General features: G+C 67.7%; 19 protein-coding genes and 3 tRNA genes. 13 read left to right on the plus strand and 9 right to left on the minus strand.

What is annotated here, in order from left to right:
- The first annotated feature begins 4 nt into the window (after positions 1-4).
- The 3 genes from J4573_RS27325 to J4573_RS27335 all read left to right on the plus strand — a co-directional run bounded on the left by J4573_RS27325 (position 5) and on the right by J4573_RS27335 (position 6546).
- Positions 5-1987 (plus strand): beta-galactosidase, encoded by a 1983-nt coding sequence (locus J4573_RS27325; RefSeq protein ID WP_208258717.1) that lies wholly within the window; start codon positions 5-7, stop codon positions 1985-1987.
- Positions 1984-4164 carry an MGH1-like glycoside hydrolase domain-containing protein gene (locus J4573_RS27330; RefSeq protein ID WP_208258718.1) on the plus strand — a complete coding sequence of 727 codons (2181 nt, stop codon included), beginning with the start codon at positions 1984-1986 and terminating at the stop codon, positions 4162-4164. The genes J4573_RS27325 and J4573_RS27330 overlap by 4 nt, the downstream gene beginning before the upstream one ends.
- 594 nt (positions 4165-4758) lie before the next feature.
- A complete protein-coding gene (locus tag J4573_RS27335) occupies positions 4759-6546 on the plus strand; it encodes a WD40 repeat domain-containing serine/threonine protein kinase (RefSeq protein WP_208258719.1) in 1788 nt (595 codons plus the stop codon).
- 16 nt (positions 6547-6562) lie between these two features.
- Here J4573_RS27335 and J4573_RS27340 read toward each other — a convergent pair whose 3' ends face one another.
- Complete coding sequence (locus tag J4573_RS27340; RefSeq protein ID WP_208258720.1) at positions 6563-6991, minus strand: hypothetical protein; 429 nt, start codon at positions 6989-6991, stop codon at positions 6563-6565.
- 80 nt (positions 6992-7071) lie between these two features.
- On the minus strand, positions 7072-7974 hold the full coding sequence (locus J4573_RS27345) for a LysR family transcriptional regulator (protein WP_208258721.1): 903 nt from the start codon (positions 7972-7974) through the stop codon (positions 7072-7074).
- 83 nt (positions 7975-8057) lie between these two features.
- Here J4573_RS27345 and J4573_RS27350 point away from each other — a divergent pair, with 83 nt between their 5' ends.
- Positions 8058-9332 (plus strand): MFS transporter, encoded by a 1275-nt coding sequence (locus J4573_RS27350; protein ID WP_208258722.1) that lies wholly within the window; start codon positions 8058-8060, stop codon positions 9330-9332.
- On the opposite strand, the gene J4573_RS27355 is transcribed toward J4573_RS27350, so the two are convergent.
- Positions 9260-10432, minus strand: coding sequence for a cytochrome P450 (locus J4573_RS27355; protein WP_208258723.1), 1173 nt, complete (start codon positions 10430-10432; stop codon positions 9260-9262). The two genes, J4573_RS27350 and J4573_RS27355, sit on opposite strands and share 73 nt — an antisense overlap.
- A gap of 222 nt (positions 10433-10654) precedes the next feature.
- On the opposite strand from J4573_RS27355, the gene J4573_RS56710 reads away from it, so the two are divergent.
- Together J4573_RS56710 and J4573_RS27360 are read left to right on the plus strand one after the other, a co-directional pair.
- Positions 10655-10816 (plus strand): S26 family signal peptidase, encoded by a 162-nt coding sequence (locus J4573_RS56710; protein ID WP_372442898.1) that lies wholly within the window; start codon positions 10655-10657, stop codon positions 10814-10816.
- A gap of 97 nt (positions 10817-10913) precedes the next feature.
- Positions 10914-12104, plus strand: coding sequence for a glycoside hydrolase family 64 protein (locus J4573_RS27360; RefSeq protein WP_208258724.1), 1191 nt, complete (start codon positions 10914-10916; stop codon positions 12102-12104).
- Between the two features lie 340 nt (positions 12105-12444).
- On the opposite strand, the gene J4573_RS27365 is transcribed toward J4573_RS27360, so the two are convergent.
- Entirely contained in the window at positions 12445-12762 is a 318-nt protein-coding gene (locus J4573_RS27365; RefSeq protein WP_208258725.1) for a hypothetical protein, read from the minus strand.
- Positions 12763-13481: 719 nt separating this feature from the next.
- Here J4573_RS27365 and J4573_RS27370 point away from each other — a divergent pair.
- On the plus strand, positions 13482-13955 hold the full coding sequence (locus J4573_RS27370; RefSeq protein WP_208258726.1) for a hypothetical protein: 474 nt from the start codon (positions 13482-13484) through the stop codon (positions 13953-13955).
- A 95-nt stretch (positions 13956-14050) separates the two neighbouring features.
- Here the strand turns inward: J4573_RS27370 and J4573_RS27375 are convergent, their stop codons facing one another.
- Complete coding sequence (locus J4573_RS27375; protein WP_208258727.1) at positions 14051-14668, minus strand: GNAT family N-acetyltransferase; 618 nt, start codon at positions 14666-14668, stop codon at positions 14051-14053.
- A 311-nt stretch (positions 14669-14979) separates the two neighbouring features.
- On the opposite strand from J4573_RS27375, the gene J4573_RS27380 reads away from it, so the two are divergent.
- The 3 genes from J4573_RS27380 (at position 14980) to J4573_RS27390 (ending at position 20351) form a co-directional block, all read left to right on the plus strand.
- On the plus strand, positions 14980-16044 hold the full coding sequence (locus tag J4573_RS27380; protein ID WP_208258728.1) for a phosphotransferase enzyme family protein: 1065 nt from the start codon (positions 14980-14982) through the stop codon (positions 16042-16044).
- A gap of 239 nt (positions 16045-16283) precedes the next feature.
- Positions 16284-18728, plus strand: a complete 2445-nt coding sequence (locus J4573_RS27385) for an ATP-binding protein (RefSeq protein WP_208258729.1) — start codon at positions 16284-16286, stop codon at positions 18726-18728.
- Between the two features lie 210 nt (positions 18729-18938).
- A complete protein-coding gene (locus tag J4573_RS27390) occupies positions 18939-20351 on the plus strand; it encodes a cyclic nucleotide-binding domain-containing protein (RefSeq protein WP_208258730.1) in 1413 nt (470 codons plus the stop codon).
- 244 nt (positions 20352-20595) lie between these two features.
- Here J4573_RS27390 and J4573_RS27395 read toward each other — a convergent pair.
- The 4 genes from J4573_RS27395 to J4573_RS27410 form a co-directional block, all read right to left on the minus strand.
- A tRNA-Val gene (locus J4573_RS27395) sits at positions 20596-20667 on the minus strand.
- A 32-nt stretch (positions 20668-20699) separates the two neighbouring features.
- Positions 20700-20770: transfer RNA gene (locus J4573_RS27400), tRNA-Cys, on the minus strand.
- Positions 20771-20800: 30 nt separating this feature from the next.
- Positions 20801-20872 (minus strand) — tRNA-Gly (locus tag J4573_RS27405).
- Positions 20873-20917: 45 nt separating this feature from the next.
- Entirely contained in the window at positions 20918-21391 is a 474-nt protein-coding gene (locus J4573_RS27410; RefSeq protein WP_208258731.1) for a hypothetical protein, read from the minus strand.
- 42 nt (positions 21392-21433) lie between these two features.
- Between J4573_RS27410 and J4573_RS27415 the strand changes: the two genes are divergently transcribed.
- From J4573_RS27415 to J4573_RS27425, 3 genes are read left to right on the plus strand one after another with little or no spacing between them, the layout of a single operon-like run.
- Positions 21434-22147 (plus strand): ArsR/SmtB family transcription factor, encoded by a 714-nt coding sequence (locus J4573_RS27415; RefSeq protein WP_208258732.1) that lies wholly within the window; start codon positions 21434-21436, stop codon positions 22145-22147.
- A 30-nt stretch (positions 22148-22177) separates the two neighbouring features.
- Complete coding sequence (locus J4573_RS27420; RefSeq protein WP_208258733.1) at positions 22178-23206, plus strand: chorismate-binding protein; 1029 nt, start codon at positions 22178-22180, stop codon at positions 23204-23206.
- Positions 23154-23993 (plus strand): aminotransferase class IV, encoded by an 840-nt coding sequence (locus J4573_RS27425; protein ID WP_208258734.1) that lies wholly within the window; start codon positions 23154-23156, stop codon positions 23991-23993. The genes J4573_RS27420 and J4573_RS27425 overlap by 53 nt, the downstream gene beginning before the upstream one ends.
- The last annotated feature ends 97 nt before the right edge of the window (positions 23994-24090 follow it).

Consider the following 24090-nt stretch of genomic DNA (forward strand, 5'->3'; position numbering starts at 1 on the left):
AGGGATGACCGAGGGGCTGACACGTATTCCGGGGCTGCTGTACGGCGGCGACTACAACCCCGAGCAGTGGCCCGAGCCCGTCTGGGCCGAGGACGCGGAGCTCATGCGCGAGGCCGGGGTCAACCTGGTCACGGTCGGGGTGTTCTCGTGGGCCCGGCTGCAGCCCGGCCCGGACGAGTGGGACTTCGTGTGGCTCGACCGGCTGCTGGACCTGCTGCACGCCCACGGGATCGGCGTCGACCTGGCGACCGCGACGGCCTCGCCGCCCGCCTGGCTGGTGCGCGCCCACCCCGAGATCCTGCCGGTCACGGCCGACGGGGTACGGCTGGAGTTCGGGTCGCGGCAGCACTACTGCCCGTCCTCGCCCGTCTACCGGGCGGCGGCCGTACGGCTCGCGCGGGCGATCGCCGAGCGGTATCACGACCATCCGGCGCTGGCGCTGTGGCACGTGCACAATGAGTACGGCGACCATGTCACAGAGTGCTTCTGCGACGTCTCGGCGGCCGACTTCCGGCGCTGGCTGCGGGCACGGTACGACGGGCTCGACGCACTTAACGCCGCGTGGGGGACCGAGTTCTGGTCGCAGCGGTACGGGGCGTGGGACGAGATCGAGCCGCCTCGTACCGCTCCCGGCCCGGTCAACCCGACACAGACGCTGGACTGGCGCCGGTTCTGCTCGGACGCGCTGCTCGCATGCCATCTGGGCGAGAAGGCGGTACTGGACGAGGTGTCGCCCGGCGTTCCGGTGACCACCAACTTCATGTCGATGTTCAAGGCCCTGGACTACTGGGAGTGGGCCTCGCACGAGGACCTGGTGTCCGACGACGCCTACCCCGACCCCGCCGATCCCGAGGCGCACATCACCGCCGCCATGAACTACGACCTGATGCGGTCGCTCAAGGGCGGGCGGCCATGGCTGCTGCTCGAACAGGCCCCCTCGGCGGTGAGCTGGCGGCCGGTGAACGTTCCCAAACGGCCGGGCCTGCACCGGCTGTGGTCGCTGCAGACGGTCGCGCACGGCGCCGACGGCGTCATGTACTTCCAGTGGCGCGCGTCCCGCGCCGGAGCGGAGAAGTTCCACAGCGCGCTGCTCCCGCACGGCGGAACGACCTCGCGCGGCTGGGCGGAGACCGTGCGGTTCGGCGGCGAGCTGGCGCGGCTCACCGAGATCGCGGGCAGCCGCGTCACGGCCGACACCGCGATCGTCCTGGACTGGGACTCCTGGTGGGCGCTGGAGCAGGACGATCACCCGTCGCTCCGGCTCGACCTCAAGGAACTCGTGACGTCCTGGTACTCGGTGCTGTGGCGGCGCGGCATCGCGGTCGACTTCGTTCCGCCGGGCGCCGACCTGAGCCCGTACCGGCTGGTGCTCGCCCCCAACCTCTACCTGCTCCGGAACGAGGCGGCGACCGCGCTCACCCGGTACGTGCGGAACGGAGGCCATCTGGTCTGCGGCTTCTTCAGCGGCATCGTGGACGAGAACGACCACATCCACCTGGGCGGCTACCCCGCGCCGCTGCGCGAGGTGCTCGGGATCGTGGTCGACGAGTTCTGGCCCATTCCCGACGGCGACGACGTGAAGGTCGCCCCGCTGGGCGTGGCCACGCTGTGGAGCGAATGGCTCGACACCACGACCGCCGAGGCGGTCGCCTCGTACGCCTCGGGTGAGCTCAGCGGGCGCCCGGCCGTCACCCGCAACGCCCACGGCGCTGGGCTGGCCTGGTACGTGAGCTGCCACCTGCCCGAGGCGCTCGGCGCCGCCGTGGACGCCGCCGGGGTACGGCCCGTTCACCCCGTTCCGCCCGGCGTCGAGGTGACCCGGCGCGGCCGCCACCTCTTCCTCCTCAACCACGCACCGGTCGACAAGGTCGTCCGCGATCTCGACGGCACCGACCTGCTGACCGGCGCCGCCGTGCGCGGCGAGCTGCGGCTCGCCCCGCTCGGGGCGGCGGTGCTCCGCACATCCCTCCCCGAGAGAAGGTCATGATGAAGGCACCCGGTGGAGCCGCGCTCGCGCTCGGCTCCGTTCTCGCCCTGCTCACCGTGCCCGCGCAGGCATCCGCGCAGATCTCCGCGCAGGCGGCTGGGGCTGCCTCCGCCCGTGGCGACTCCTACGCCGACGTGCTCGACCTGCACGGCGTTCCAGTCGCGGCCAAGCCCGCCACGGTCAGCGAGATCAACGTCTTCGCCGACCAGGGGGCCTGGCACGCGTACGCGCTGCCGAAGGTGGGCGACACCGCCGCGTACGGAGGGTTCTCCGGGCCGCTCTACATCGCCCAGGAGTACCCGTGGTGGCTGAGCAAGGCGTTCAGCAAGATCAGGCTCAGCGAGAACGGCCGCGTCATCGACCTCGCCGCCGCGGGCAAGCCGGTGCTGACCGCGCTCCCCGGCCTGCTGCGCCAGACCTACGACCTGAACGGGCTCCGGCTCACCCTGGAGTTGCGCTTCGCCAGCTCCCGCACCGCACTGGTGCGCGCGTACATCGACGACACCAGGGGCAGGGCGCGGACCCTCCAGGTCGCCTGGACCGGCGAACTCCTCCGGCCGCAGACCGAGCCGATGAAGAGCGCGCCCTCGCTTCACGCCACGGACAAGGGCGTCGCGGTCGGCTTCGCCAAGGTCCGCGAGACGTGGGACTACCTGACCGACGGCACCGAACGTTTCGAGGTCACGCACGCGGGTCCCGTGCGCACGACGACCAACGGCGACGCCTACGAGACGTCGACCGCGCGACCCGTGACCGTTCCGGCGCACGGCCGTACGTCGCTGACCTGGACCGAGACCTACACCTTCACCGAGGCCGAGCGGCGCGCCGAGGCACCGGTGATCGCGGGCCTCCTGCGTTCGCCGGACCGCGCCGTCAGGGCCGGGGACGCCCGCTGGCGCGGATACGTGGCGCGCGCGACGCACGGCGTGCCCGCCGAACGCCGCAGGCTCGCGGTGAAGTCGGTCGAAACGCTGGTCACCAACTGGCGCAGCGCCGCCGGCATGCTTAAGCACGACGGCATCACCCCGTCGATCTCCTACAAGTGGTTCACCGGCGGCTTCTGGGCCTGGGACACCTGGAAGCAGGCCGTCGGCGTGAGCCGGTTCGACCCGTCGCTGGCCCAGGCACAGATCAGGTCGATGTTCGACTACCAGATCACGGCCGCCTCGCCGTCGCGGCCGCAGGACGCCGGGATGATCCCCGACGTCGTCTTCTACAACGATCCGGCGCGCGGCGGCGGCAACTGGAACGAGCGCAACAGCAAGCCTCCGCTGGCGGCATGGGCGGTGTGGGAGACCTACCAGCACAGCCACGACCTGCGGTTCCTCCGCGAGATGTATCCGAAGCTGGCGGCCTATCACGCCTGGTGGTACACCAATCGCGACCACGATCACGACGGGCTCGCCGAATACGGCGCGACCGTCGACCCGGCCAACGACAACGGCGACGAGCAGTTGCTGGCGGCGGCGTGGGAGAGCGGCATGGACAACGCGCCGCGCTTCGACGCCAAGCTCGGCGCCGCGATGCTGGAGAACCGCGACCGCGGCGGCAAGCTGCTCGGCTACTCCCTCAACCAGGAGTCGGTCGACCTCAACTCCTATCTGGTCGCCGACAAGCATTACCTGGCCCGCATCGCGCGGCGGCTGGGCGACCGCGCCGCCGCCGACCGCGACGAGCGCCAGGCGCGCAACCTGACCGGCCTCGTGCAGGCGCGCATGTACGACCGGGCCGGCGGATTCTTCTACGACGCGGGCATCGACTCGGGGCAGCCGCTGACAGCGCGAGGGAGGGGCATCGAGGGAGCGATCCCGCTGTGGGCGGGCGTCGCCTCGCGCGCGCAGGGGGCTGCGGTTCACCGCAAGCTGGTGGACCCGGCGGAGTTCGCGACGAAGGTGCCGTTCCCGACGGTGGCCAAGAGCTCGCCCTACTTCGACCCGGCCGAGTACTGGCGCGGCCCGGTCTGGCTCGACCAGGCCTACTTCTCCCTGGTCGGCCTGCGCTCGTACGGCTACCGAGCCGATGCCCGAACGTTCGCGGACCGGCTGCGCAACTCCGCGTCCGGCCTCCTCGGGGACGGTCCCATCATGGAGAACTACAACCCCGCCACTGGCGCCCCGCTGAACTCCACCAACTTCAGCTGGTCCGCCGCCCTCCTCCTATCCCTCGAAGACCACTAACCCGGCCGAAGACCACTAACCCGGGCGCCAGACCTCGCGCGCTCTGCCAGAAACAATCAAGGCCCCCGCCTCGCACCGCGAGGCGGGGCTTTGTGTCCGCAGGGGGTCAGTGATGTGACCGTGCGTGGCACATGTCGAATGGGCCCGCTGACTCAAATTAACGGAGTAACTTCTGTCCAGTGAGGGCCGGTGTCCGGTCGCGAGCTTAGGGTAATCCTTAAGGCGGACGGCCCTATATTGAAGTAATAGTCGGTCCTTTATAGACGGAGCGTGTGGTCGTTGCTTCCGCAATCTTTTGGCACCGTCCGGCTTTGAGGGGTTGAAATCGCATGACCTGCGGATTCCTTGATCGACTGAAATGCACGTGCATTTGCATGAGCCAAGGTGCTTGCAGCTGCATGTCCGCGTGGGCATGATGGCTGTGCATCGGGTTGACTCCTGATTGTCATTCTATGGGGGTTGAGGAATCGCGGCGCCCGGCCATGGTCCCCATTTGAGGGGAGCTGGTCGGCGAATTCATGAGACCACCGCCTGAGGTGTTTGCGAAATTGCCTCGGGATGGCTTCATGGCGTCGTTCTCATTTGAGGAAGAATATGGAACCAGGCCTACGTCTTGCTGGTCGTTATCGACTGGTCAAGCGCCTCGGGTACGGGGGTACGGCGGAGATCTGGGAGGGCGTCGACCTCCGGCTCCGGCGATCCGTCGCCGTGAAGTTCCTGCACGAGCGTCACCTGGCCGATCCGGTGGCCATCGCGCGGTTCCGCCGTGAAGCGCAGGTCACGGCAAGGCTCCAGCATCCCGGCGTGACGGTGACCTTCGACATCGACGACTACCGGCAGCGCGTGTTCCTGGTGATGGAGCTCCTGCGAGGACGTGATCTGTGCCAGCTGCTCGCCGAGCACCCGCACGGCCTGCCCATCGACCAGGTGGTCACGCTGGCCACGCAGATCAGCGACACCCTGGCGGCGGCCCACGCGGCGGGAATCGTGCACCGTGACATCAAGCCCGCCAACCTGTTCCTCCTGGACGACGGCAGGGTCAAGGTCTGCGATTTCGGGATGGCCTGTCTCGCCGACGCGACCAGCATCACCGAGTCGGGCGCCTGCATCGGCGGCACCCCGCTGTACATGGCACCCGAGCAGATCAGAGGCGACCCGACCGACAGCCGCACGGACCTCTACGCGCTCGGCTGCGTGCTGTACGCGCTGGTCACCGGCGTTCCTCCCTTCGACGCCGGTACGAACGCGGCCGCGATCATGTATCAGCACCTTCAGGAGAGCCCGCCGCCCCCACAGGCCGTCCGTTCCGACTGCCCCGACTGGTTGAACGGCCTGATCGCCGCACTCATGGCCAAGGACCCCGGCGAACGTCCCGCCACGGCCGCCGCCGTCGCCGAGCAGATCCGCTCCTCCAACACCCATCGGCACGATCGGTACGAACCTCGCCACCGCGCACAATCGCGCTCCCCGTTCGCCGTCCTCACCAGCGGCGTCACCTGCGTGGCGTTCAGCAGAGACGGGCACACCCTGGCGAGCGGCGGCTTCGACGCGCAGGTCCGCCTGTGGGACGTCCGCAACGGCCAGAACGTCATGACGCTGACCGGCCACACGAAGGGAATCAGCTTCCTGGCGTTCTGCCCGGACGGCAGGACCCTGGTCAGCGCCGGCGCCGGTGACGACCGCACCATCCGCCTCTGGAACATCGACACCGGCGAGAACACCGCGACGCTCACCGGCGACGCCACCGGCATCACCTGCGTGGCGATCAGCCGCGACGGGCGATCCCTGGCCTGCGGCGGCCTGGACGCGCGCATCCGCCTGTGGGATGTCCGCACCGGCCGCAACACCAAGACGTTCAGCGGCCACAGCAAGGCGGTCACCTGCATGGCGTTCAACCGGGACGGCAGGGCCCTGGCCAGCGTCGGCGCCGGCGACGACCCCACCATCCGGCTCTGGGACACCCGTACGGGGGACAACACCGCGACGCTCACCGGGGACACCAGCGGCATCAGGTGCATGGCCATCAGCCCGGACGGCCGCACCATCGCCGCCAGCGGCGGCGACGACCGCGCGATCCGGCTCTGCAGCCTCGACCGTTGGCGGCGGATCGCCACCGCCAAGGGACACACGGGCGAGGTCCTCGCCCTGGAGTTCAGCCCCGACGGGCGCCTCCTGGCCAGCGGCGGCCGCGACACCACAGTCCGGCTCTGGCAGCTGTGCGCCGAGCATCCCGCGGAGATCTTCACCGGCCACACCCACAACGTCTACTCGATCGCGTTCAGCCCCGACGGCCAGACCCTCGCCAGCGGAGGCCGCGACGGCGCCCTCTGGCTATGGCGCGTCGGGTCGGCGCCGCTGCCGCCGGACGCGCGACGTTGCTGAACGGATCTGGATCAGCTCAGGCCGGAAGCATCCAGTCGTCGAAAGTGGTGTCCGCGCGGCCGTCGTTGTAGTGGCTCTGGACGTACACCCGCAGGTAGCGGACGCCGCTGAAGTAAGAGGTCTTCAGCCAGATGTGCCGGGTGGCGAAGCCGGTGACGTACTGCCCGGTCCACGAGCCGTCGGACTGCTGGTCGATGCGAGTCGTTCCCCAGTCGCAGTCGGCGGGCGAGCACTTCCCGTACAGATGGGCCGTGCCGTGGTAGCTGGAGTAGCAGTCCGTGCTGGCGGCCGCACGCGTGACGGAACGGGTCTGGCCGTCGATGTTGCGCCAGTCGCCGCTGATGCTCGTGCACCCGGGCAGCGGTGGCTCGGCGTGGGCCGTCCCCGGAGCCACCAGCAGAGCCGTCATCAGCCCCGCCAGCAGAATCGTGATCTTAAGCCGCATGGCCACCCCTTCGAGGCGCCGGCGACGCGGTGTCCCCGGCGGAGAATCGTTAGGACGACCCGTGCCGCGCCGAAGTTGGGCTACGTGACCGCCACATTTCTGTCGTCAGCTCTCATCGGAAGCAACTCAAGGAAGCGTGCAAGAGCAGGTGAACGATCTGCAGGCCGCCAGGCGATCGCAAGCCCGGCCGTAGGCGCCGGTGCGGCGAACCTGCGCACCAGAACGCCCCGAGGCCGCAGCTTCTCAGCCCGCCCCCGATCGAGCACCGCGATCCCGACCCCGTCATTGACGGCGGCCAGGATGCTTTCAGCCTCGGGCTCCCGCCGGACAATCCTCGGGGGAGTGCCCGCCCACACCTGCTCGACGATGTGGTCGTAGTAGCCGGGCCCCTGGGCACGCGGCCACATGACGACTGGCTCATCCCGCAACTCGGCCCGCTTGATACGCCGCCGCGCCGCCCACCGATGCCCGGCCGGCACCACGACCACCAATTCCTCCTCGGCCACCTGCCGTACGGCCAGCCCTGCGTCGCTGACCGGCGGCCGGACGAAGACGACGTCGACCTCGCCCGCCACGAGCCGCCGGAGGTTCTCCGACGTCCAGCCGGTCATGGCGAGCACCTCAACGCCCGGCACCGCCTCACGGAAGCGCCCGACGATCGGTTGAGCGGCGAGGTCCACGGCGGAACGCGTGTAAGCGATCCGCAGTCGCCCCGAAAGCCCATGGCCTGCCGCCCGGACCCGTTCCACCAACTCGTCGCACCGCGTGAGCACGGCGGCGGCCTCATCCACCAGCGCCTCCCCAGCCGACGTCAGCGTCACGCCGCGGCCACCACGATCGAGCAGCCGTACGCCGAGCTCGCGTTCGAGCGCCTTGATCTGCTGCGACAGACTCGGCTGGGCGATGTGCAGACGTTCGGCGGCACGGGCGAAGTGCAGTTCCTCCGCCAGCACCGCGAAGTAGCGCAGCCGACGCAATTCCATGCCTCCACCATAGGCGCCGCCTATCAGCCGAGCTGAAATGTCTATTGGACTCCCTCTAGCCGCCCGCACCACCGTGGAGGGTCATGACACTAACGACACACCAACAGCCCCGGACCGACACGACACCCTGGGCCCGCTACGCGGTCCTGTACGCGGTGCTGTTCTTCATGGGAGCCGAGACGTTCCTGGCCTCCCCGCTCCTGCCCTCCATCGCCGCCGACGTGCACGCGTCCACGAACGCCACCGCCCGCATGGTCACCGGCTACGTCCTCGCGTACGCCATAGCGGGCCCGATCTTCGCCGCGCTGTCGAACAGACTGCGACGACGCACCGTCATCGCTGGGGGCATCGCTGTCCTGATCGCCGGAACCCTCCTGTGCGCCCTGGCCGCTGACCTCGGTCTGCTGATCACCGGCCAGGCGATCGCCGGACTGGGCGGAGCCGCGGCGGCCCCCGCCATGTGGGCCTACCTAGCCGAACGTGCCCGAGCAGACCAGCGAGGCCGCGCCGCCGCCCTGGGAGTCACCTGCTACTCGCTGGGCCAGGTCCTAGGCGTACCGGCGGGCGCGCTGGTCACCCAATGGGCAAGCTGGCGCTGGGCCTACGCCGCGATCGGCCTAGCCCTGCTAGTTGCGCTAGCAGGAGTCCTACTCCGCATAGAGCGTGACCAGACACCCCCGCCCCGCCACACCGCCTCCCCATTCTCCGACCTGTTCGGCCCATGGCGTTCCCCGCAGATCCGCCCAGCGCTCCTCGCGACCGCCTTTCTCCAGGCAGGCCGCCTAGGCGCTTACACCTACGTCGGCGTCCTCTACACCCGGCGGTTCCACTTCTCGCCCGGCGGACTAGCGCTGATGGGCCTGGTAGTCGGCGCCGGAACGCTAGCCGGATCCCTCATGGCCGGCATCCTCAGCGACCGATGGCGAGCCCACGGCCGCAACGAACTCGCCCTCTCTTCAGCCTGGGCACTGCTCTTCTCAACGTCCGCCGCGATCGCCCTCGCCACAACATCCCTGCCCACGAGCCTTCTCGCCCTCTTCGGCTGGTTCGTGGCCGGTGGCGCCTTCTACGCCACCCAGCAGAGCTACCTGGGCTCAGCCGACCCCACCCGCCGCGCCACCGTCATCTCCTGGAACAACTCCCTCATGCACGCGGGCATAGCCGCAGGCACGACCCTCCTAGGACTGACCGCCCTCGAAGGCTGGGCATTCCCCACCCTCAGCGCAGCCCTAGGCATCACCGCCTCCGCCCTAGCCCTATCCGCCCTCCGACTACAGCCGTTCGGTCATGAGCCATCGGACGTCCAGGTAACCGGAAGGCCGTGCAGACCTCGAACGGACAGCCCCACCTTCCACTGAAGCGCGGACTCAGGCACCGCCAATCGCAACGCCGGGAACCGGGCAAGCAAGGCGCCAATGGCCACCTGCAACTCAAGACGTGCCAGATGCGCGCCAAGGCAATGGTGGATGCCATGCCCGAACGCAAGGTGCGGATTATCGCCCCGATCGATAACGATGCTTTCAGCATCCCCGAACACGGCCTCGTCACGGTTGGCCGCCGGCCGCGCGACCACAACAGTCTCCCCAGCCCGAATCCGCGCCCCACCAAGCTCCACGTCACGAGCAGCGACCCGAGGCATGCCCGTGTCAGACCCCAGCGGCACATACCGCAGCAACTCTTCGATCGCGACGGGCAGCAAACCAGGCTCGCTCACCAGCCGTTCCCAAAGCTCCCGATGCGTCAGCAGCGTAAAACTCAGATTCGTCAGCTGGCTCGCAGTGGTCTCGTATCCCGCGATCAGCAATCCAACGCCCAGATTGATCAGCTCATCCTCGGTCAGCCCACCTTCCTGGCCGGTGACCCGCACCAGCGCTGACAACAGATCGTCGGCAGGCTCGGCCCGACGCCGAGCGATCAGCTCGGCCAGATACGCGTCCAGGCTTTGATGAGCGTCGCGTACCTGCTCCGCGGAGTAGGCGCTGACCGAGAGAAACGCGTCCGACCACTCCTTGAACCGACGCCGATCACCCTCCGGCACCCCGAGGAGTTCGCAGATGATGACCACCGGCAACGGCAGACACAGCCCCTCAACCAGATCCGCAGGCGCACCCCCGGCAACCATCACACCCACAAGCCGATCGACAACCTCCACAATCCGAGGCCGCATCGCCCGCACACGCCGGTGCGTGAAGGCAGTCACCGCATGCCGCCGAACGCGCGTGTGCTCGGGCGGATCCATGTCGGCAATGAACGTCTCGCGCCGTGCCCCCGCCGATCGCCCGACGGCCAACGCCCGACTGAAGACCGGGTCGGCAAGCACCCGCCGGGCCTCTTCCCACCCGGTGACCAGCCACCCCTCACCCCCGCCGACCAGCCGAACCCGCGTAACCGGCGCAGCCCGCCTCACACTGCCGAACCGAGGATCAAGCTCCAACCGAGAGCGCTCGAAGTCAGCCATAGACGGCAGACCAGTCGTAGCCATGCTCACACCCCTTAGCCGAGTCAGCCGGGCCGCATCCGCCAGGCTGCCACGAAGCCCCCGCGAACAGAATGCCGCTGGCCCGGACTTGGGCCGACGGACCCCTGGCGCCCCGCCATCGATCTGAGCATCCTGCTTCAGGACGGTCGCCCGGGCTTCGGCTGCCTGTTCGGCATCAAGAACCACGAACGGTTCCGCCCCATCGTCTCCGTGCCGGACGGACGCCTGCTCGTCCTGGGCGACGACCCCACCGGGAGCATCGACTCCCGCCACTACGGCTACCTGTCCGGAGCCGGTGTGCTCGGCGTCGTCATACGCCGTCTCCCGGCCGCGACGCAGCGAGCTAATTGGAAAGACTCTTGACAGTAGAGACGTGATCGGGGAACCATGTGGGCGTCTTTCCAGATGCGCGCATGGCAGACAACGGCAAACCGACCCCACCCCGCCAGGAGAGTTTCCGTTGGTCACCCGCAGATCGTTTCTCGCTGCGGCCGGAACGGCCGCACTCGCCCTCCCGTTCGGACGCGACCTGCTCGGCAGGCCGGCGTTCGCGGCACCATCGACGTGCGGGCTCACGCTCGCCAACCACGGCTCCGCTCCCGTGAACGCCTACATCACCGGCCGCGAGCAGGGCACCGACCGGCTGATGCTGCTCCGCGCCGACAGTTCGCCGTACTATCCCGAGTCGCCTTCGGCGCCGCAGACCCCGCTCCCTGTGGACTGCTCGATCCCGGTCGGCGCCGGTGGCGAGGCGAAGCTCACCCTCAGGCAGATGTACGCCGCCCGCATCTACTTCGTGAAGAACGACGGGCTCGACTTCTACGTCAACCCCGGCCCCGCGCTCGTCGAACCGGCCTTCGCCAACCCGTCCGACCCCAACTACCTGAAGACATGGTCGTTCTGCGAGCTCACCTTCAACCCGACGCAGCTGTTCGCGAACATCTCCTACGTCGACCTGCTCACCGCGCTGCCGATCGGGCTCAACCTCGTCGGCGACTCGACGCACACGGTCGCGCCCGCGCCCACCGGAGCGGTCAACGCGGTCGCGGACGCCCTCGTCGCACAGAAGAACACCGACGGGCAGCCCTGGGATCAGCTGGTCATCCGCAACGGCGGCGGTGTCCTGCGGGTCGTTTCACCGCAGGGTCACATGGCGAACAACCCCGGCGCCTTCTCCTCGTACTGGGACGGCTACGTCGGCCAGGTCTGGGACAAGTACGCCGGAACCGACCTCAAGGTGGATCTCCAAGGCGGGCGCGGCGTCTATACCGGGCGCGTCAACGGCGGTGTGCTCACCTTCAACGACGGCAGCACGTTCGCACGGCCCGCGTCCAAGGACATCTTCACCTGCAACGACGGGCCGTTCACCAACAACCCGGCTGACTCCGACATCAAGAAGGGCCTGCTCGCACGCATCGCCGCCGCGTTCAACCGCAGCACGATCCTGGGCAGCGCCGACCAGCCGAACGGCACCCAGGAGTCGGACTTCTACAAGGACCCGACCACCAACCACTGGGCACGGATCCTGCACGCCAACACCCCGATCGGATACGCCTTCCCCTACGACGACGTCTGCCCCGACGGCCAGCCCGACGTCTCAGGCGCCGCCAGCGACGGCAACCCCCAAAACCTGACGGTCACCGTCAGCTAGCGTCACGCGCCTGAAATACGTCGTCCAAGCCCCAGTCCGTCCGCGGTTGAGATCAACTCGACGGCCGAGCGTGTCCGGCAAGGACGGCACCGCCCGGCCGCCGTCGATCTCGTATGGCGGCGGCCGGACCAGGCGCCTTCTGGGACGGTCGGCGTCGGGTGGCACATCGCGCTGGCATGCTGCTTCTCCTGCCGGAGCGATGGGGCGCTCTGGATCGACTCACATCACGGCCCTCTCACAAGATCAGCCTTGCTTCTACCGGGGGCTGTGGTGAGGTCGATGGCTGGTCGGACAGCGTTCGGTCGTAGAGACGCTCTTGATCGTCGGTGCGTCCACGAACTCAGGTGCGGACGAGACTGCGGAGGCTGAGCCCGCTGCGGGGGAGACCGCGGACCTCATCGGGCAGTTCTATCTGGATGAGCAGGCCTATGAGCACGTCATCTCGTTCGGTGACCATGCCCGTCAGCTGCAGATGAGGGCCATGGCCGGTGAGGCGGACGCCGTCTACCGGGTCGCGATCCTGCTGTCGGTCGACCGTGACCACAGCGAGGCGGCGCTGGCGCTGCTGACCGCGGCGGCCGCCACCGGGCATGAACTCGCGCTGGAGTTGCTGCAGGCCAGCCCGCGCAACCTCGCTCGCCGGCACGCCACTGCCCATGCCCATCAGCTGGCCAGGTCCGCCTGCGCCAACGGTGACCACCCCGCCGCAGCGAGCTTCGTTTCCAGCTGTTCAGCGCCGGGCACCGGCGAGTGGCAGGCGCCAATGCGGACTGCCGTGTCCCGGCCGGTTGGCTCTTGGTGTCCACGCAGGCCGGCGCCGTCAAACCATGTTCAGCAATACAAACCCGACGAAAGGGGTCCGACGCCTCATGCACTCGCCGCCCGCCGGTGCTGCGGCATTGGCCGCCACAACCGCGGCAGCTGCCCGCAACAGGGCCAGCAGGGTCGGTCGGCCACACACCTGTGGACCGCAGTCGGCGGAGGAGAAGTCCCTGGCGGCCGCCCTCACCCCACGGTGGATGCTGATCACTGGACGCCGCTCAGACCAGCCGCCCCTCCTGCACGACCTTCCACTCCACCAGTTGATCGACTTCTGGGCTGACGCGTACAACACGGTGCGCAGTTGTTGCTGAATGTAGGCGGGACGGGTGCTGAAATTGGCGATGTCGACGGCGAACATGACGCCGAATCGCTGGCCTGGATCCGCGAGACCCAGCCCTAGCGGCATCCCTCACCACAGGGCTGCTGTACGGGAAGTTGTGGCTGTTCGGACCGAAAAGCAGGACGGTGCCAAGCCTGGAATCTGCTTCATTTTCGTCCGAGGTGTCTCACGGCTTAATGGGATCATGCCTATTACCGGCAATCGGGAGGTCTTGGATGTGGCTGGTCCTGGTCATGGGGTTCCTGGCCTGCGCTGTCATCGCGCTGGCCTTGGTGGCTGGTGGGATCGTGCTGGGCGTACGCAGGGGCCGGCACTCGTGGGCCGGCCTGCTCGGGGCGGTCGCGTCGGCCGCCTTCGGCGTGGGCCTTGGCCTATATGCGTGGGGGCTGGGCTGTCTGTCCTTGCCCGTGATGGACGCCGATAGTGGCGGCACCGACTCCGCGCCTCCTCAACCGTGCCGTGAGGCTGGGATGGACAAGGCGATGCACGTCAGGGACTACGCGGTCGGCCTCCTGCCCCTCCGGTTCGAGTGCAAGCTCGATGGGGGCGGGAGCTATACCGTGAGCTCGGCCGTGCCGGGATATGCCAATCGGGGCGCGGCGGTGTTCACCCTGGTGGGGCTGACCGCGGCCATCGGGTCCGCAGCAGTCAGGGGCCGTAAAGACCCGATGGTCCTCAAAGGGGCATAGGCATCATCAGCGCAGCCGGAGCGACTGAAGGCTTCTTACCCGGCTGGGTTCGAGCACCGCGTTGCCCGAACTGATATTCCAGCCGCGCTTCGTGATCATTGCGGGTCGCGCCACATCAGCCAGATCGGCGGACACGAGCGTGGCAGGGAGATCTCTTTGGTGACGCGAAAGCCGAATTTGGCGTAGTAGGCGATGTTGGGCTCGTTGGAGGTTTCCAGGTAGGCGGGCACACCGTCGGTGTCGCAGCGGTCGAGGCGCGACCGCAGGAGCGCCCCAGCCAGGCCCTGACCTTGGGCCGCGGGCTCGGTGCCGAGGACGCCCAGATACCAATGTGGCTCGGCCGGGTGATGCCATTGGACGGCGGTGAGCACGGCCAGAGCCGCCGGAAGGCGTGTCCCGAAAGCCCGCCGGAAGGCGGGGGCCTGTGCGAGCTGGGCCCGTAGAGGAAGACGCCACCGACCCGGCGGGTCCCAGAGTGCCGCAGAGAGGATCGAGGTGCCGCACTCGGCCACCTCCACGCCGCCGTGCCCAAGGTGCGCATGGCGGGCGAGGATGTCGAACAGTATCGCGTTCCTGGCCTTGCGGGTCGCGGCGTCGGGCAACATCCAGACGAACAGCGGATCGCTGTAAAAGGCTCTAGCGAGTGCGACAGCCATGCTGGACACATCGTGGCCCATCGCTGGCCGCACGATCGGGGTGATCGGTTGGGTCATGCTCGATCCCCTCCTCTGTTAAATAAACAATGATGTTTGCAGGAGAGTGAGTCAAGGTCCTGGATGCGATTGCCCGCTCTCGTGATCACAGCATGTGAGTGAAAGGTGCTGGCCGAGCTGTCGCGGCGCGGAGTGTTGGACCTTGCGCGTGCTCGTGATCGGCCGACGGAACGCACTCTCACCAGGCCGTTACATCACATGGCGTCGATGCCGCCTGGGGCCGCCTCGCTCACATTCTCGCCAAGCAACGGCTCGGCCCTGCAAAGGTTGACTCGCAACATGGGCCGACTTCTCCGCACGGCGCATCGATCATGACCCTGATCTGCCACGATGGCTTACTTCCGGGCACCGTCGTGGGGACCGCCCCGGACAGTGAGGACGGCACGGGGTTGGTCATCGGTATCAGAGGCCGTGTGACCGGGGATTGGTCCCGGATTCTGCGCGAGCACTACGACATTCGGTGGTCTGCGCGGACCGCTCTGTCGAAGCATCATGGTGAGCATCACTTCATCCGGACGCTGCGTCAGAGGTACGTTCTGTCCAGCTATGCGCCGAGTGTGAAGGTCCCTCCATTCCGCAAGCAGTTCGAGATCATCCGGGCGCTCCAGGAGGCAGGGTTCTCCCTCGTCCATTCCCCGGTCGATACCGTTGACGGCGAGCCGGTAGTCGAGGGCGGGGAGCGTGGGGGCTACTGGTTGCTGCGTAATTTCACCCGGCATGATGGCTATGCGCCATGGCACTGCATCGACGTGGTAGCCGACGCTGCGCGGACCCTCGCCAGCCTTCATCAGGCAGGTGAAGATTGCACGGCTCCGGTGGTCGGGCCCGAAGAGGCCGAGCACGCGCTCAACTGGTCCGTTACGACGGTCGTTGACAACTTCGATGTCGTGCTGAGCGGATTCCAGCATGAGCAGCTGGCGGCGGGTGAGCGCGACGAGATCCGCAGAGCGGTGGACATGCTGCTCCTGGGAGCGGACAAGGTTCTATGGGCGTCGGAAGAGGCCGGGCTCACCGGGCTCACACACGGCGACTACCGCCCCGCCAACGTGCTGGTGCGCAAGGGGGTGGTGGTGAACGTGATCGACTGGGAACGCGCTCGTCATGACCATCACCTGCAGGACGCCGTTTTCGCGGCACTGCAGTTCATGGTCAGCTGCCCCTGCTCTTGCCAGAAGTCAGGGCGCCTGGAGCTGGCGCGACGTTTCATGGACGTGTACCTGAAGGCCCGTGCCATAGACCAGCCGGAAGTCGTGGCTTGGATGTTCCGCTTCGTTGTTCTGCGAAGGCTGTTGCTGAACGGCCGCACAGAGGAACGCTTGCGACTGTTCCGCAGCCCCGACTTCGCCAAGCTGGCGGACTCTTCGTCCTGGAGCTGATGTGTAGCGATTCGGTGCATGCCGTGGGGGTATCTCCTCCATAAGCGACAGGCACTTGGAGAGATCTGGTGACTGCCCCCGCCGAACGGCGCACGATCCAAGGCTCCCTCGCCGCTTCGCGCCCGGCGGACGACATGATCGGTGACGACACTGCCGCCCGCTTCAACGGTTCGCCGGCTCCCTGCCAGCTGCCGAGTGACGTCTCTCCGTTCTGTGGACGGAGCGGAACGATCACGAACATGGACGAACTCCTGCGCGGCTCAATGGACAACACCGCACCGCTGGTGATCGTCATCCAGGGCATGGCCGGCGTCGGCAAAACGGCGCTTGCCGTGCACTGGGCTCACAAGATCGCTTCACGCTTCCCGGACGGCCAGTTGTTCGTCGACCTTCGCGGACACACTGCCGAGGCGGCGATGGATCCGCAGGAGGCGCTCGATCGCATCCTGCGCGGGCTCGGGGTGCCGGGCGAACTCGTTCCCACCACGTTGGACGCGAAGATCCTGTTGGCCAGGACGCATTTCGCTTCGCGATCGATGCTGCTGATCCTCGATAATGCGGTGAGTTCCGACCAGGTGCACTCACTGCTGGCCTCCGGTCGCTCCTGCACCACCATCGTCACCAGCCGCAACCGCCTCCCTGGCCTGATCGTCAAGAGCAGTGTCCACACCGTGGACCTGGATGTTCTCCAACCTGAAGAGGCCCATGAACTCGTGTCCGGGCTACTCGGCGTCGGCGAGGCGTCCGCGCACCCGGAAGCAATCGCCGAGCTCTCCAAACAGTGCGCTTACCTCCCTCTTGCGCTGCGCATCGCAGCCGCCAACCGCCGCGTCCGCACGAACACGACCGTCGCTGAGATTGCTCGTGAGCTCGGCGAGGGCGACAGGCTGTCGGCTCTCGCGCACGACGACGACCCGTACACGAGCGCTGTGCGGACTGCATTCGACTGTTCCTACCGCGAGCTCGCCAATGAGGAGAAGCGCGCCTTCTGCCTGCTCGGCCTTGTCACCGGACCGGATTTCGGGCCGGAGGTCGTCGCAGCGCTGCTAGAGCGTGGCCCGGTAGCGACCCGTCAGATTCTCCGTGGGCTTACTCTCGCTAATCTGGTGCAGGATGTCGGCACGGAGCGATTCCGCCTCCACGACCTGATGTCCGATTATGCGCGCGAACGCCTTCGGTCGGAGGATCTCGCACAGGAACAGTCGGAAGCCCGATGGCGGCTGTTCGACTGGCTTCTCGGGACGGCCCAGAACGCAGCCGAGATCCTCGGACCCCCGCGCCGACCCTCCGCTTCGCCGCTATCCCTTGAGTTGGACAAGGCCCTGAAATGGTACGAGCGTGAGCGTCATCTCCTCGTAGCGACCACTCGGCAGGCGGCACTCGGCGGCTTCCACAAGGTGACCTGGCAGCTTGCCGACGCGCTCTTCGCCTTCCTGGATCTGCGGGCCTACACCCAGGACAACCTTGAGGTACATCAGTACGGTGCCCAGGCTGCGGAGCTAGGTCGAGACCACCTCCCGCTGGCGACAATGCTCCGCCACCTCGCCTGCATCTACCGTGAACAAGGCCGTTACGAAAAGGCGATCCGGGTTGGCGAACGTGCACGCGCGCTGTCGGCCGCACACAAAGATCAATGGTCCGAAGCCGAGTCGATGGCCACGCTGGCGAGTATCCACTGGCGCTGTTCCAACTACGAGCAGGTGCGGAGACTGACCGACGGCGCATTGCAGATCCGGCAGAGGCTCGGCGACCGCAGAGGCGAAGCCGAATGCCTCCACGACCTGGCCAGAATTCATCGGCGTCTCGGCCATTGTTCGGATGCGCTCCGATGCGACCTCGAAGCGCTCGATCTTCGTCAGGAGCTTGCTGACCGGCACGGCGAGGCGCGGTCTTTCCTCAACCTGTCCCGGGTGTTCTGCCGCATGGGCATGCACGTGTGGGGGCTTCAGGCGGCTGATGAAGCATTGGAGATCTACACGCAGCTCGGCGCGAAACCAGGACAGGCCGTAGCGCTGTGCAGCAGCGCAAACATCCTCCGCCATCTCAACCAGCCGCGTGAGGCGTATCTCCAAGCCGCCGAGGCTCTGGAGATTCAGATCCAGATCGGCGATAGCCGCGGTGAGGTCGCAACGCGGGACAATCTGGCGCGGGTCCATCTAGCGCTCGGCGAGGTCGGCAAAGCTCTCACGCATGCCCGCATCGCCTTGAGCATCGATGAGCAGCTCATGGATCCGTACGGAATCGCCCTGCGGCGCCACACTATCGGCCTGATCATGATGCGGAGGCAGTCTTACGACGCTGCAATGGGCGAGCTCGAGGGTGAACTGGCCCTCCGTGAGGAGATCGGGGACGTGCGCGGGACCGCCAGCACTTACATCGCCATGGCGGAGCTCTGCGACCGGATGGGGCTGGGTCCGACGGCTGCGCGCCACGCCCGGGACGCGGTCACGATCGAGCGCGGATTCGACAACCCCTTCGCACTTGGCCGTCGGCTCTCACAGGCCGCCAGGATCGTCGCCCGCAATGACTGCCTGGAGGCCGCTCGGCCCTATTGGGAGGAAGCTCGCCGCCTCCTCATGGACTTCGACGCCCGGTGCCTCTCGCCCTCGTCGACCGCGTGCAGAGCCACTAGGTGTGCCTGTCAGTTCGTGGTGCCGGAGTCACATGACGTAGCTGACCTGTAGTAGTTAGCTGCGCAGCTAGTGACCTCGTGCTTGATCATGGCAATGGCCCATGGGGCATGACCGGCAAAGTGATCCATGCAGACGCTGCCCAAGCAGATCTCATGGAAATGCCCGTCCACGCCCGAACAACGTGTCATACGACATCGTAAGTTCCGGTGCCCTCGGTGATGCTGGCGGCAGATGCGCGTCGATGCCCGGGAAGGAGCCCGCATGGAGCGGTCACCATCGGCACGTCGCTGGGAACACCCGCCGGAGCACAGTTTCTGGATGTCGCTCAGCGCTGTGGAGCGGGAGGCGTTCGAGGACGCCGGCGACGAGATCGTCCTTCCGGCGGGCGCGGTCGTGTGTGCCGAGGAGCTCGACTCCGCCCACGTCACCCTCATCAAGTCGGGCTGGTCCAAGGTGGTGATGTCCGAAGGCCACGACGAGTGGATCGTTGCACTGCGCGGTCCGGGAGACATCGTGGGGGAGCGGGCCGCGATGACACGGCGCTCCCGTTCGGCAGTGGTGATCGCCTTGGACGACGTGCGCGGCATCGCCTTGTCCGCTTCCAGGTTCCACGACTTGATTTCGGAGCACCCACGACTCCAGAGCGTCCTGGCGAAGCAGGAACAGGAGCGGCTGGCCGAGGACAATGAACCCCTGCTGAGGACCGGGGCGGACGAAATCGAGTACCGGCTGGCCTACCTTCTGTCCGAGCTCGCGTTCCGCCGCGGCGAGCGCACACCTGCGGGCACGACGTTGAGCCTTCCGCTGTCGCGCAAAGACCTGGCCCGCTGGGCGGACGCCGAACGCGACGACATCGGGCAGGTCCTCAAGATCTGGCGCCGGCATGGTTTGATCGTCACCGCACGCCACAGCTTGACGATCGTGGACGCGCAGAATCTCAACGACCTGTACTCGCGCCGCGCGAAGGACGTCGAATGGTCGTCTCTCAACTGCTCGATCTTCTTCATTGACGTGGTCGGGTTCAGTTCGGCAGTCCGCGACGAGAGCGATCGGGCCGAGGTCCGGACCGCGCTTTACGACATTCTCGTACAGGCGTTCAAGGAGTCGGGGCTGTCATGGTCGTCCTGCTACCACGAGGACCGCGGCGACGGAGTCCTGGTGATCGTGCCCCCAGCCATCCCCACGCGCTCGGTCGCCGATCCTCTGCTGGCCTGGCTCCGGGTAGGTCTGCGCCGCCACAACCGCCGAGCGAGCGCGGCGATGTGCATCAGACTTCGTGCCGCACTTCATGTTGGTCCGGTGGTGCGAGACAGGGAGGGCCTCAGCGGGGACGCGATCATTAACACGGCTCGCATGCTGGATTCCGGCCCGCTGCGAGCCGCGCTGGAGGAGTCCAAGGCTGACCTGGCATTCATGGTTTCCGACCACGTATTCGTTTCGTCCATCCGAACCACGGTGGGCATGCTGGACGCCGATGCCTTCACACCCGTGGACTTCCAACTCAAGTCGTCCCACATCAAAGCGTGGTTGTACGTACCTCCTGACAGCGGTCGAGAGACACGGCCGCAGGCACCCCGACAGGACGCCCAGCCACCCCAGCAGGGCTCCACCCATTTCCACGGGGCGGTCAGTATCCAAGGCGACGTCATCACCGGAACCAAGCACGTCGGCTGAGGCCGTGACATCCGCTCTCGCCTGTTGTCAGCGGTGTGAGCCAGCTGACGGTCGAGGAGAGACGGCACCTGCCGCAGATCGTGCCGCCCGCTCTTCTCATGATCTCACCCAGAGTGATGGCTGGGGCGCGGCTGGGAGACGGAGCGGTAGTGGTCAGGAGGTGATGATCTCCGAATCTCTCCCGAAAACGATCAAAGCCCCGCCTCGTGGTGTGAGGCAGGGCCTGTGACCTGGTGTTACCGGGTGGGCGATACTGGGATTGAACCAGTGACCTCTACCGTGTCAAGGTAGCGCTCTCCCACTGAGCTAATCGCCCGGATCCGTGCTTCTGGCGGAAGCGCGGTTTTGAGGTGGAGACGGGATTTGAACCCGTGTACACGGCTTTGCAGGCCGTTGCCTCGCCTCTCGGCCACTCCACCAGGAGGGAGGCCTTCTGCAAGGCCCCTCAGAGCGGAAGACGGGATTCGAACCCGCGACCCTCACCTTGGCAAGGTGATGCTCTACCACTGAGCCACTTCCGCTTGCGCTGCTCAGGGGCGGAGCCCCTTCGCGGCGACGGGGAAAGACTAGCGCGAAGTCGGCGCTTCCCCAAACCGGTTTCCCACCTGGTCGGCGTACCAGGTGACGCCGGTCACATGGTCGGCGATCTCGCGGAGGGTCCAGTTGGGCGAACGGGGGCGGTCCCACTCGTCCGGGCCGCAGGCGGCGTAGCGGAGTTCGTACCACTGGGCCAGGCGGGGGAGGCGCTGGCGGGCCTCGGAGAGGTCCAGTTCGGTGAAGCGGGCCCAGTCGGAGTCCAGGGTGACCGAACGGCCGTGCCAGCCGTCGGGGATCGTGGGCGAGCCGGAGAGGAGGGCCTCGACCTCGGACAGGTGGTCGATCAGGTGGTCGCCGATGCGGCGGAGGGCCTTGTGGGGCGTCCAGACGTTGTCGCCGTCGGTGATCAGGGGGCGGCCGTCCCAGGCGATCCAGGTGGCGGCGAGGTCCAGGCAGTGGTCCACGGCGGTGACGACGGCGGTGGCCGGGTTCTTCGGGCTCATGCTTCGATGCTGGTCGAAGGATGGTTCGCCTAGGGTCGAAGTATGTCCGCAGACCTGACGTACGACTCCGACATCTCCCTGGTCGCCGGCCTGCTCGCGGACCGCGCCCGGGCCGCCATGCTGACCGTTCTGCTGGACGGGCGGCCGCTCGCGGCGGGGGAGCTGGCGAGGGTGGCCGGGGTGAGCGCGCAGACGGCGAGCGCCCATCTGTCCAAGCTGCTGGACGGCGGCCTGGTGACCGTGATCAAGCAGGGGCGGCACCGGTACTACAGCCTGAAGGGGCCGGAGATCGCCCAGGTGATCGAGGCGCTCAGCACGATCAGCCCGCCGATCAAGGTCAAGAGCCTGCGGCAGTCGCGGGACGCCAAGCGGCTGCACACGGCCAGGACCTGCTATGACCACCTGGCCGGGGAGGCGGGAGTGGCGCTGTTCGCCGCTTTGCTGGACGGGGGAATGATCGAGCCTGATGCGGGTGAGCTGTACGAGGTCACCGAGAAGGGCGACGAGCGGTTCGGGCGGCTGGGCATCGATGTGGAGGAGCTCAGGAAAGGGCGGCGGAGGTTCGCCGGACATTGCCTGGACTGGACCGAGCGGCGGCCACATCTGAACGGTTCGCTGGGCGCGACGCTGACCACGCGGCTGATCGAGCTGGAGTGGTTCGAGCGGGGCAGCACGCGCCGGGCGCTGAACGTGACGGAGGTCGGCCTCGCCGGGCTGGCCGACTCGTTCGGCTGCATCCTGCCCCAGCGTGCGTGACCCCAGGGGGCACCCGCCACACTGGTGCCCATGAGGGAGGCGTTCGCGCACGTCGGGGGGCTGCTGGCGACAGGGCTGGCCGATGTGACCAGTGACCTCGCGGCGCTGGACTCGCGGGGCTGGTGGGCCGTCGTGGTCACCTACGAGGGCAAGGTGACCTGCGCGCGGTTCGATGACGTACGGCCCGCGCCGCATCCGGACGGGCCGTGGGCGCCACCGGGGGAGTGGGAGAGCTCGCTGAGCCAGGCCGCCTATGAGGGCGGTGTCGAACGGATCCGGGCGGCGATCGCCGAGGGGACGGTCTACCAGGCCAACCTGTGCCGGATCTTGTCGGCGCCGCTGGGGGAGGGCGCCGACATCGCCGGGCTGGGCGTACGGCTGGCGGCGCGGCATCCGGCGCCGTACGCGATGACGCTCAGGCTGCCCGGCCTGGAGATCGCCAGCGCCTCGCCCGAGCTCTACCTCTCCAGGGACGGCGAGGTGGTCGAGTCGGGTCCGATCAAGGGCACGGCGCGTACGGCCGAGGAGCTGACCCCCAAGGACCGCGCCGAGAACGTCATGATCGTGGACCTGGTCCGCAACGACCTGGGCCGCGTCGCCGAGGTCGGGTCGGTCACCGTGCCGGGGCTGTGCGTCCCCGAGGAGGCGCCCGGCCTGGTGCATTTCGTTTCGACCGTACGGGCCCGCCTCGCACGCGGCATGGGGTGGCCGGAGCTGCTGGCGGCGACGTTTCCACCGGGTTCGGTGACCGGCGCGCCCAAGTCCAGCGCCCTGACCTTGCTCAATGAACTCGAACCCGCACCGCGCGGCCCCTACTGTGGAGCCATCGGCTGGGTGGACGCGGACTCCCGGCGCGCCGCCCTCGCGGTCGGCATCCGTACCTTCTGGGCGGAGGACGGGCTGCTGCGCTTCGGTGCCGGCGCGGGCATCACCTGGGGCTCCGACCCGCATCGAGAATGGCGTGAGACCGAGCTGAAGGCGGCTCGGCTATTGGAGGTGGCTTCCGGTGACGACCGGACAGGGCAAGATCTGGATCAACGGGGAACTGCACGACCCTGAGAACGCGAAGGTGTCGGTCTTCGACCACGGCATCCTCGTCGGCGACGGGGTCTTCGAGACGGTGAAGGCGACGGGCGGCGAGCCGTTCGCGCTGACCCGCCACCTCAAGCGGCTCGCGGACTCGGCGGCCGGCCTCGGGCTCCCCGCGCCCGACCAGGACGCCCTCGCCCAGGGCACGCTCGAGGTGCTGGCCGCGTCCCCCAAGCTCCCGCTGGCGCGCATCCGCATCACCTACACCAGCGGCCCGGGCCCGCTCGGCTCCGACCGCGGTACGCAGGGCACCACCGTGACCATCATCGTCAGCGAGCAGAAGCCGTTCCCGGCGACCGGCGATGTCACGGTCGTGCCGTGGCCGCGCAACGAGCGCGGCGCGCTCACCGGCCTCAAGACCATCTCCTACGCCGACAACGCGCTCGCGCTCGCGTACGCCAAGGAGCGCGGCGGCGGCGAGGCGATCTTCGGCAACCTGGCCGGCAACCTGTGCGAGGGCACCGGCAGCAACATCTTCGTGGTCAAGGGCGGCCGTCTGATCACCCCGACGCTCAGCTCCGGCTGCCTCGCCGGGATCACTCGCGCGCTGGTGCTCGAATGGTGCGGCGGCGATGAGGAGGACCTCCCCCTGGAGGAGGTTTACCAGGCCGAGGAGGCGTTCCTGGTCTCCACGACGCGCGACGTCCAGCCGATCCGAGCCATCGACGACACCGTGCTCCCGGTCGCCCCCGGTCCCATCACCACCAAGGCCATGGAGGTCTTCGCGGCGCGCGGCGCCGAGCTCATGGACCCGTGACCTTGACTGAGGTCCGCAACGATCTTGGACCACGGCCCACAAATGATCTTGAAAAATCCGTAATGGGACCGAGTCTTTACGTGATCCCGATCTTGGG

The organism is Actinomadura barringtoniae (genome assembly GCF_017573505.1).
GTDB lineage: Bacteria > Actinomycetota > Actinomycetes > Streptosporangiales > Streptosporangiaceae > Spirillospora > Spirillospora barringtoniae.

Bases quoted from the DNA above. Each gene is read 5' to 3' on its own strand.
- J4573_RS27380 (WP_208258728.1), top strand. From the start codon at position 14,980: ATGACCCTGATCTGCCACGATGGCTTACTTCCGGGCACCGTCGTGGGG.
- J4573_RS27415 (WP_208258732.1), top strand. From the start codon at position 21,434: ATGTCCGCAGACCTGACGTACGACTCCGACATCTCCCTGGTCGCCGGC.
- J4573_RS27330 (WP_208258718.1), top strand. From the start codon at position 1,984: ATGATGAAGGCACCCGGTGGAGCCGCGCTCGCGCTCGGCTCCGTTCTC.
- J4573_RS27335 (WP_208258719.1), top strand. From the start codon at position 4,759: ATGGAACCAGGCCTACGTCTTGCTGGTCGTTATCGACTGGTCAAGCGC.
- J4573_RS27325 (WP_208258717.1), top strand. From the start codon at position 5: ATGACCGAGGGGCTGACACGTATTCCGGGGCTGCTGTACGGCGGCGAC.
- J4573_RS27355 (WP_208258723.1), bottom strand. From the start codon at position 10,432: ATGGCTGACTTCGAGCGCTCTCGGTTGGAGCTTGATCCTCGGTTCGGC.
- J4573_RS27345 (WP_208258721.1), bottom strand. From the start codon at position 7,974: ATGGAATTGCGTCGGCTGCGCTACTTCGCGGTGCTGGCGGAGGAACTG.
- J4573_RS27385 (WP_208258729.1), top strand. From the start codon at position 16,284: ATGGACGAACTCCTGCGCGGCTCAATGGACAACACCGCACCGCTGGTG.
- J4573_RS27365 (WP_208258725.1), bottom strand. From the start codon at position 12,762: ATGGGCAGTGGCGTGCCGGCGAGCGAGGTTGCGCGGGCTGGCCTGCAG.
- J4573_RS27350 (WP_208258722.1), top strand. From the start codon at position 8,058: ATGACACTAACGACACACCAACAGCCCCGGACCGACACGACACCCTGG.
- J4573_RS27340 (WP_208258720.1), bottom strand. From the start codon at position 6,991: ATGCGGCTTAAGATCACGATTCTGCTGGCGGGGCTGATGACGGCTCTG.
- J4573_RS27410 (WP_208258731.1), bottom strand. From the start codon at position 21,391: ATGAGCCCGAAGAACCCGGCCACCGCCGTCGTCACCGCCGTGGACCAC.
- J4573_RS27375 (WP_208258727.1), bottom strand. From the start codon at position 14,668: ATGACCCAACCGATCACCCCGATCGTGCGGCCAGCGATGGGCCACGAT.
- J4573_RS27390 (WP_208258730.1), top strand. From the start codon at position 18,939: ATGGAGCGGTCACCATCGGCACGTCGCTGGGAACACCCGCCGGAGCAC.
- J4573_RS27370 (WP_208258726.1), top strand. From the start codon at position 13,482: ATGTGGCTGGTCCTGGTCATGGGGTTCCTGGCCTGCGCTGTCATCGCG.
- J4573_RS27420 (WP_208258733.1), top strand. From the start codon at position 22,178: ATGAGGGAGGCGTTCGCGCACGTCGGGGGGCTGCTGGCGACAGGGCTG.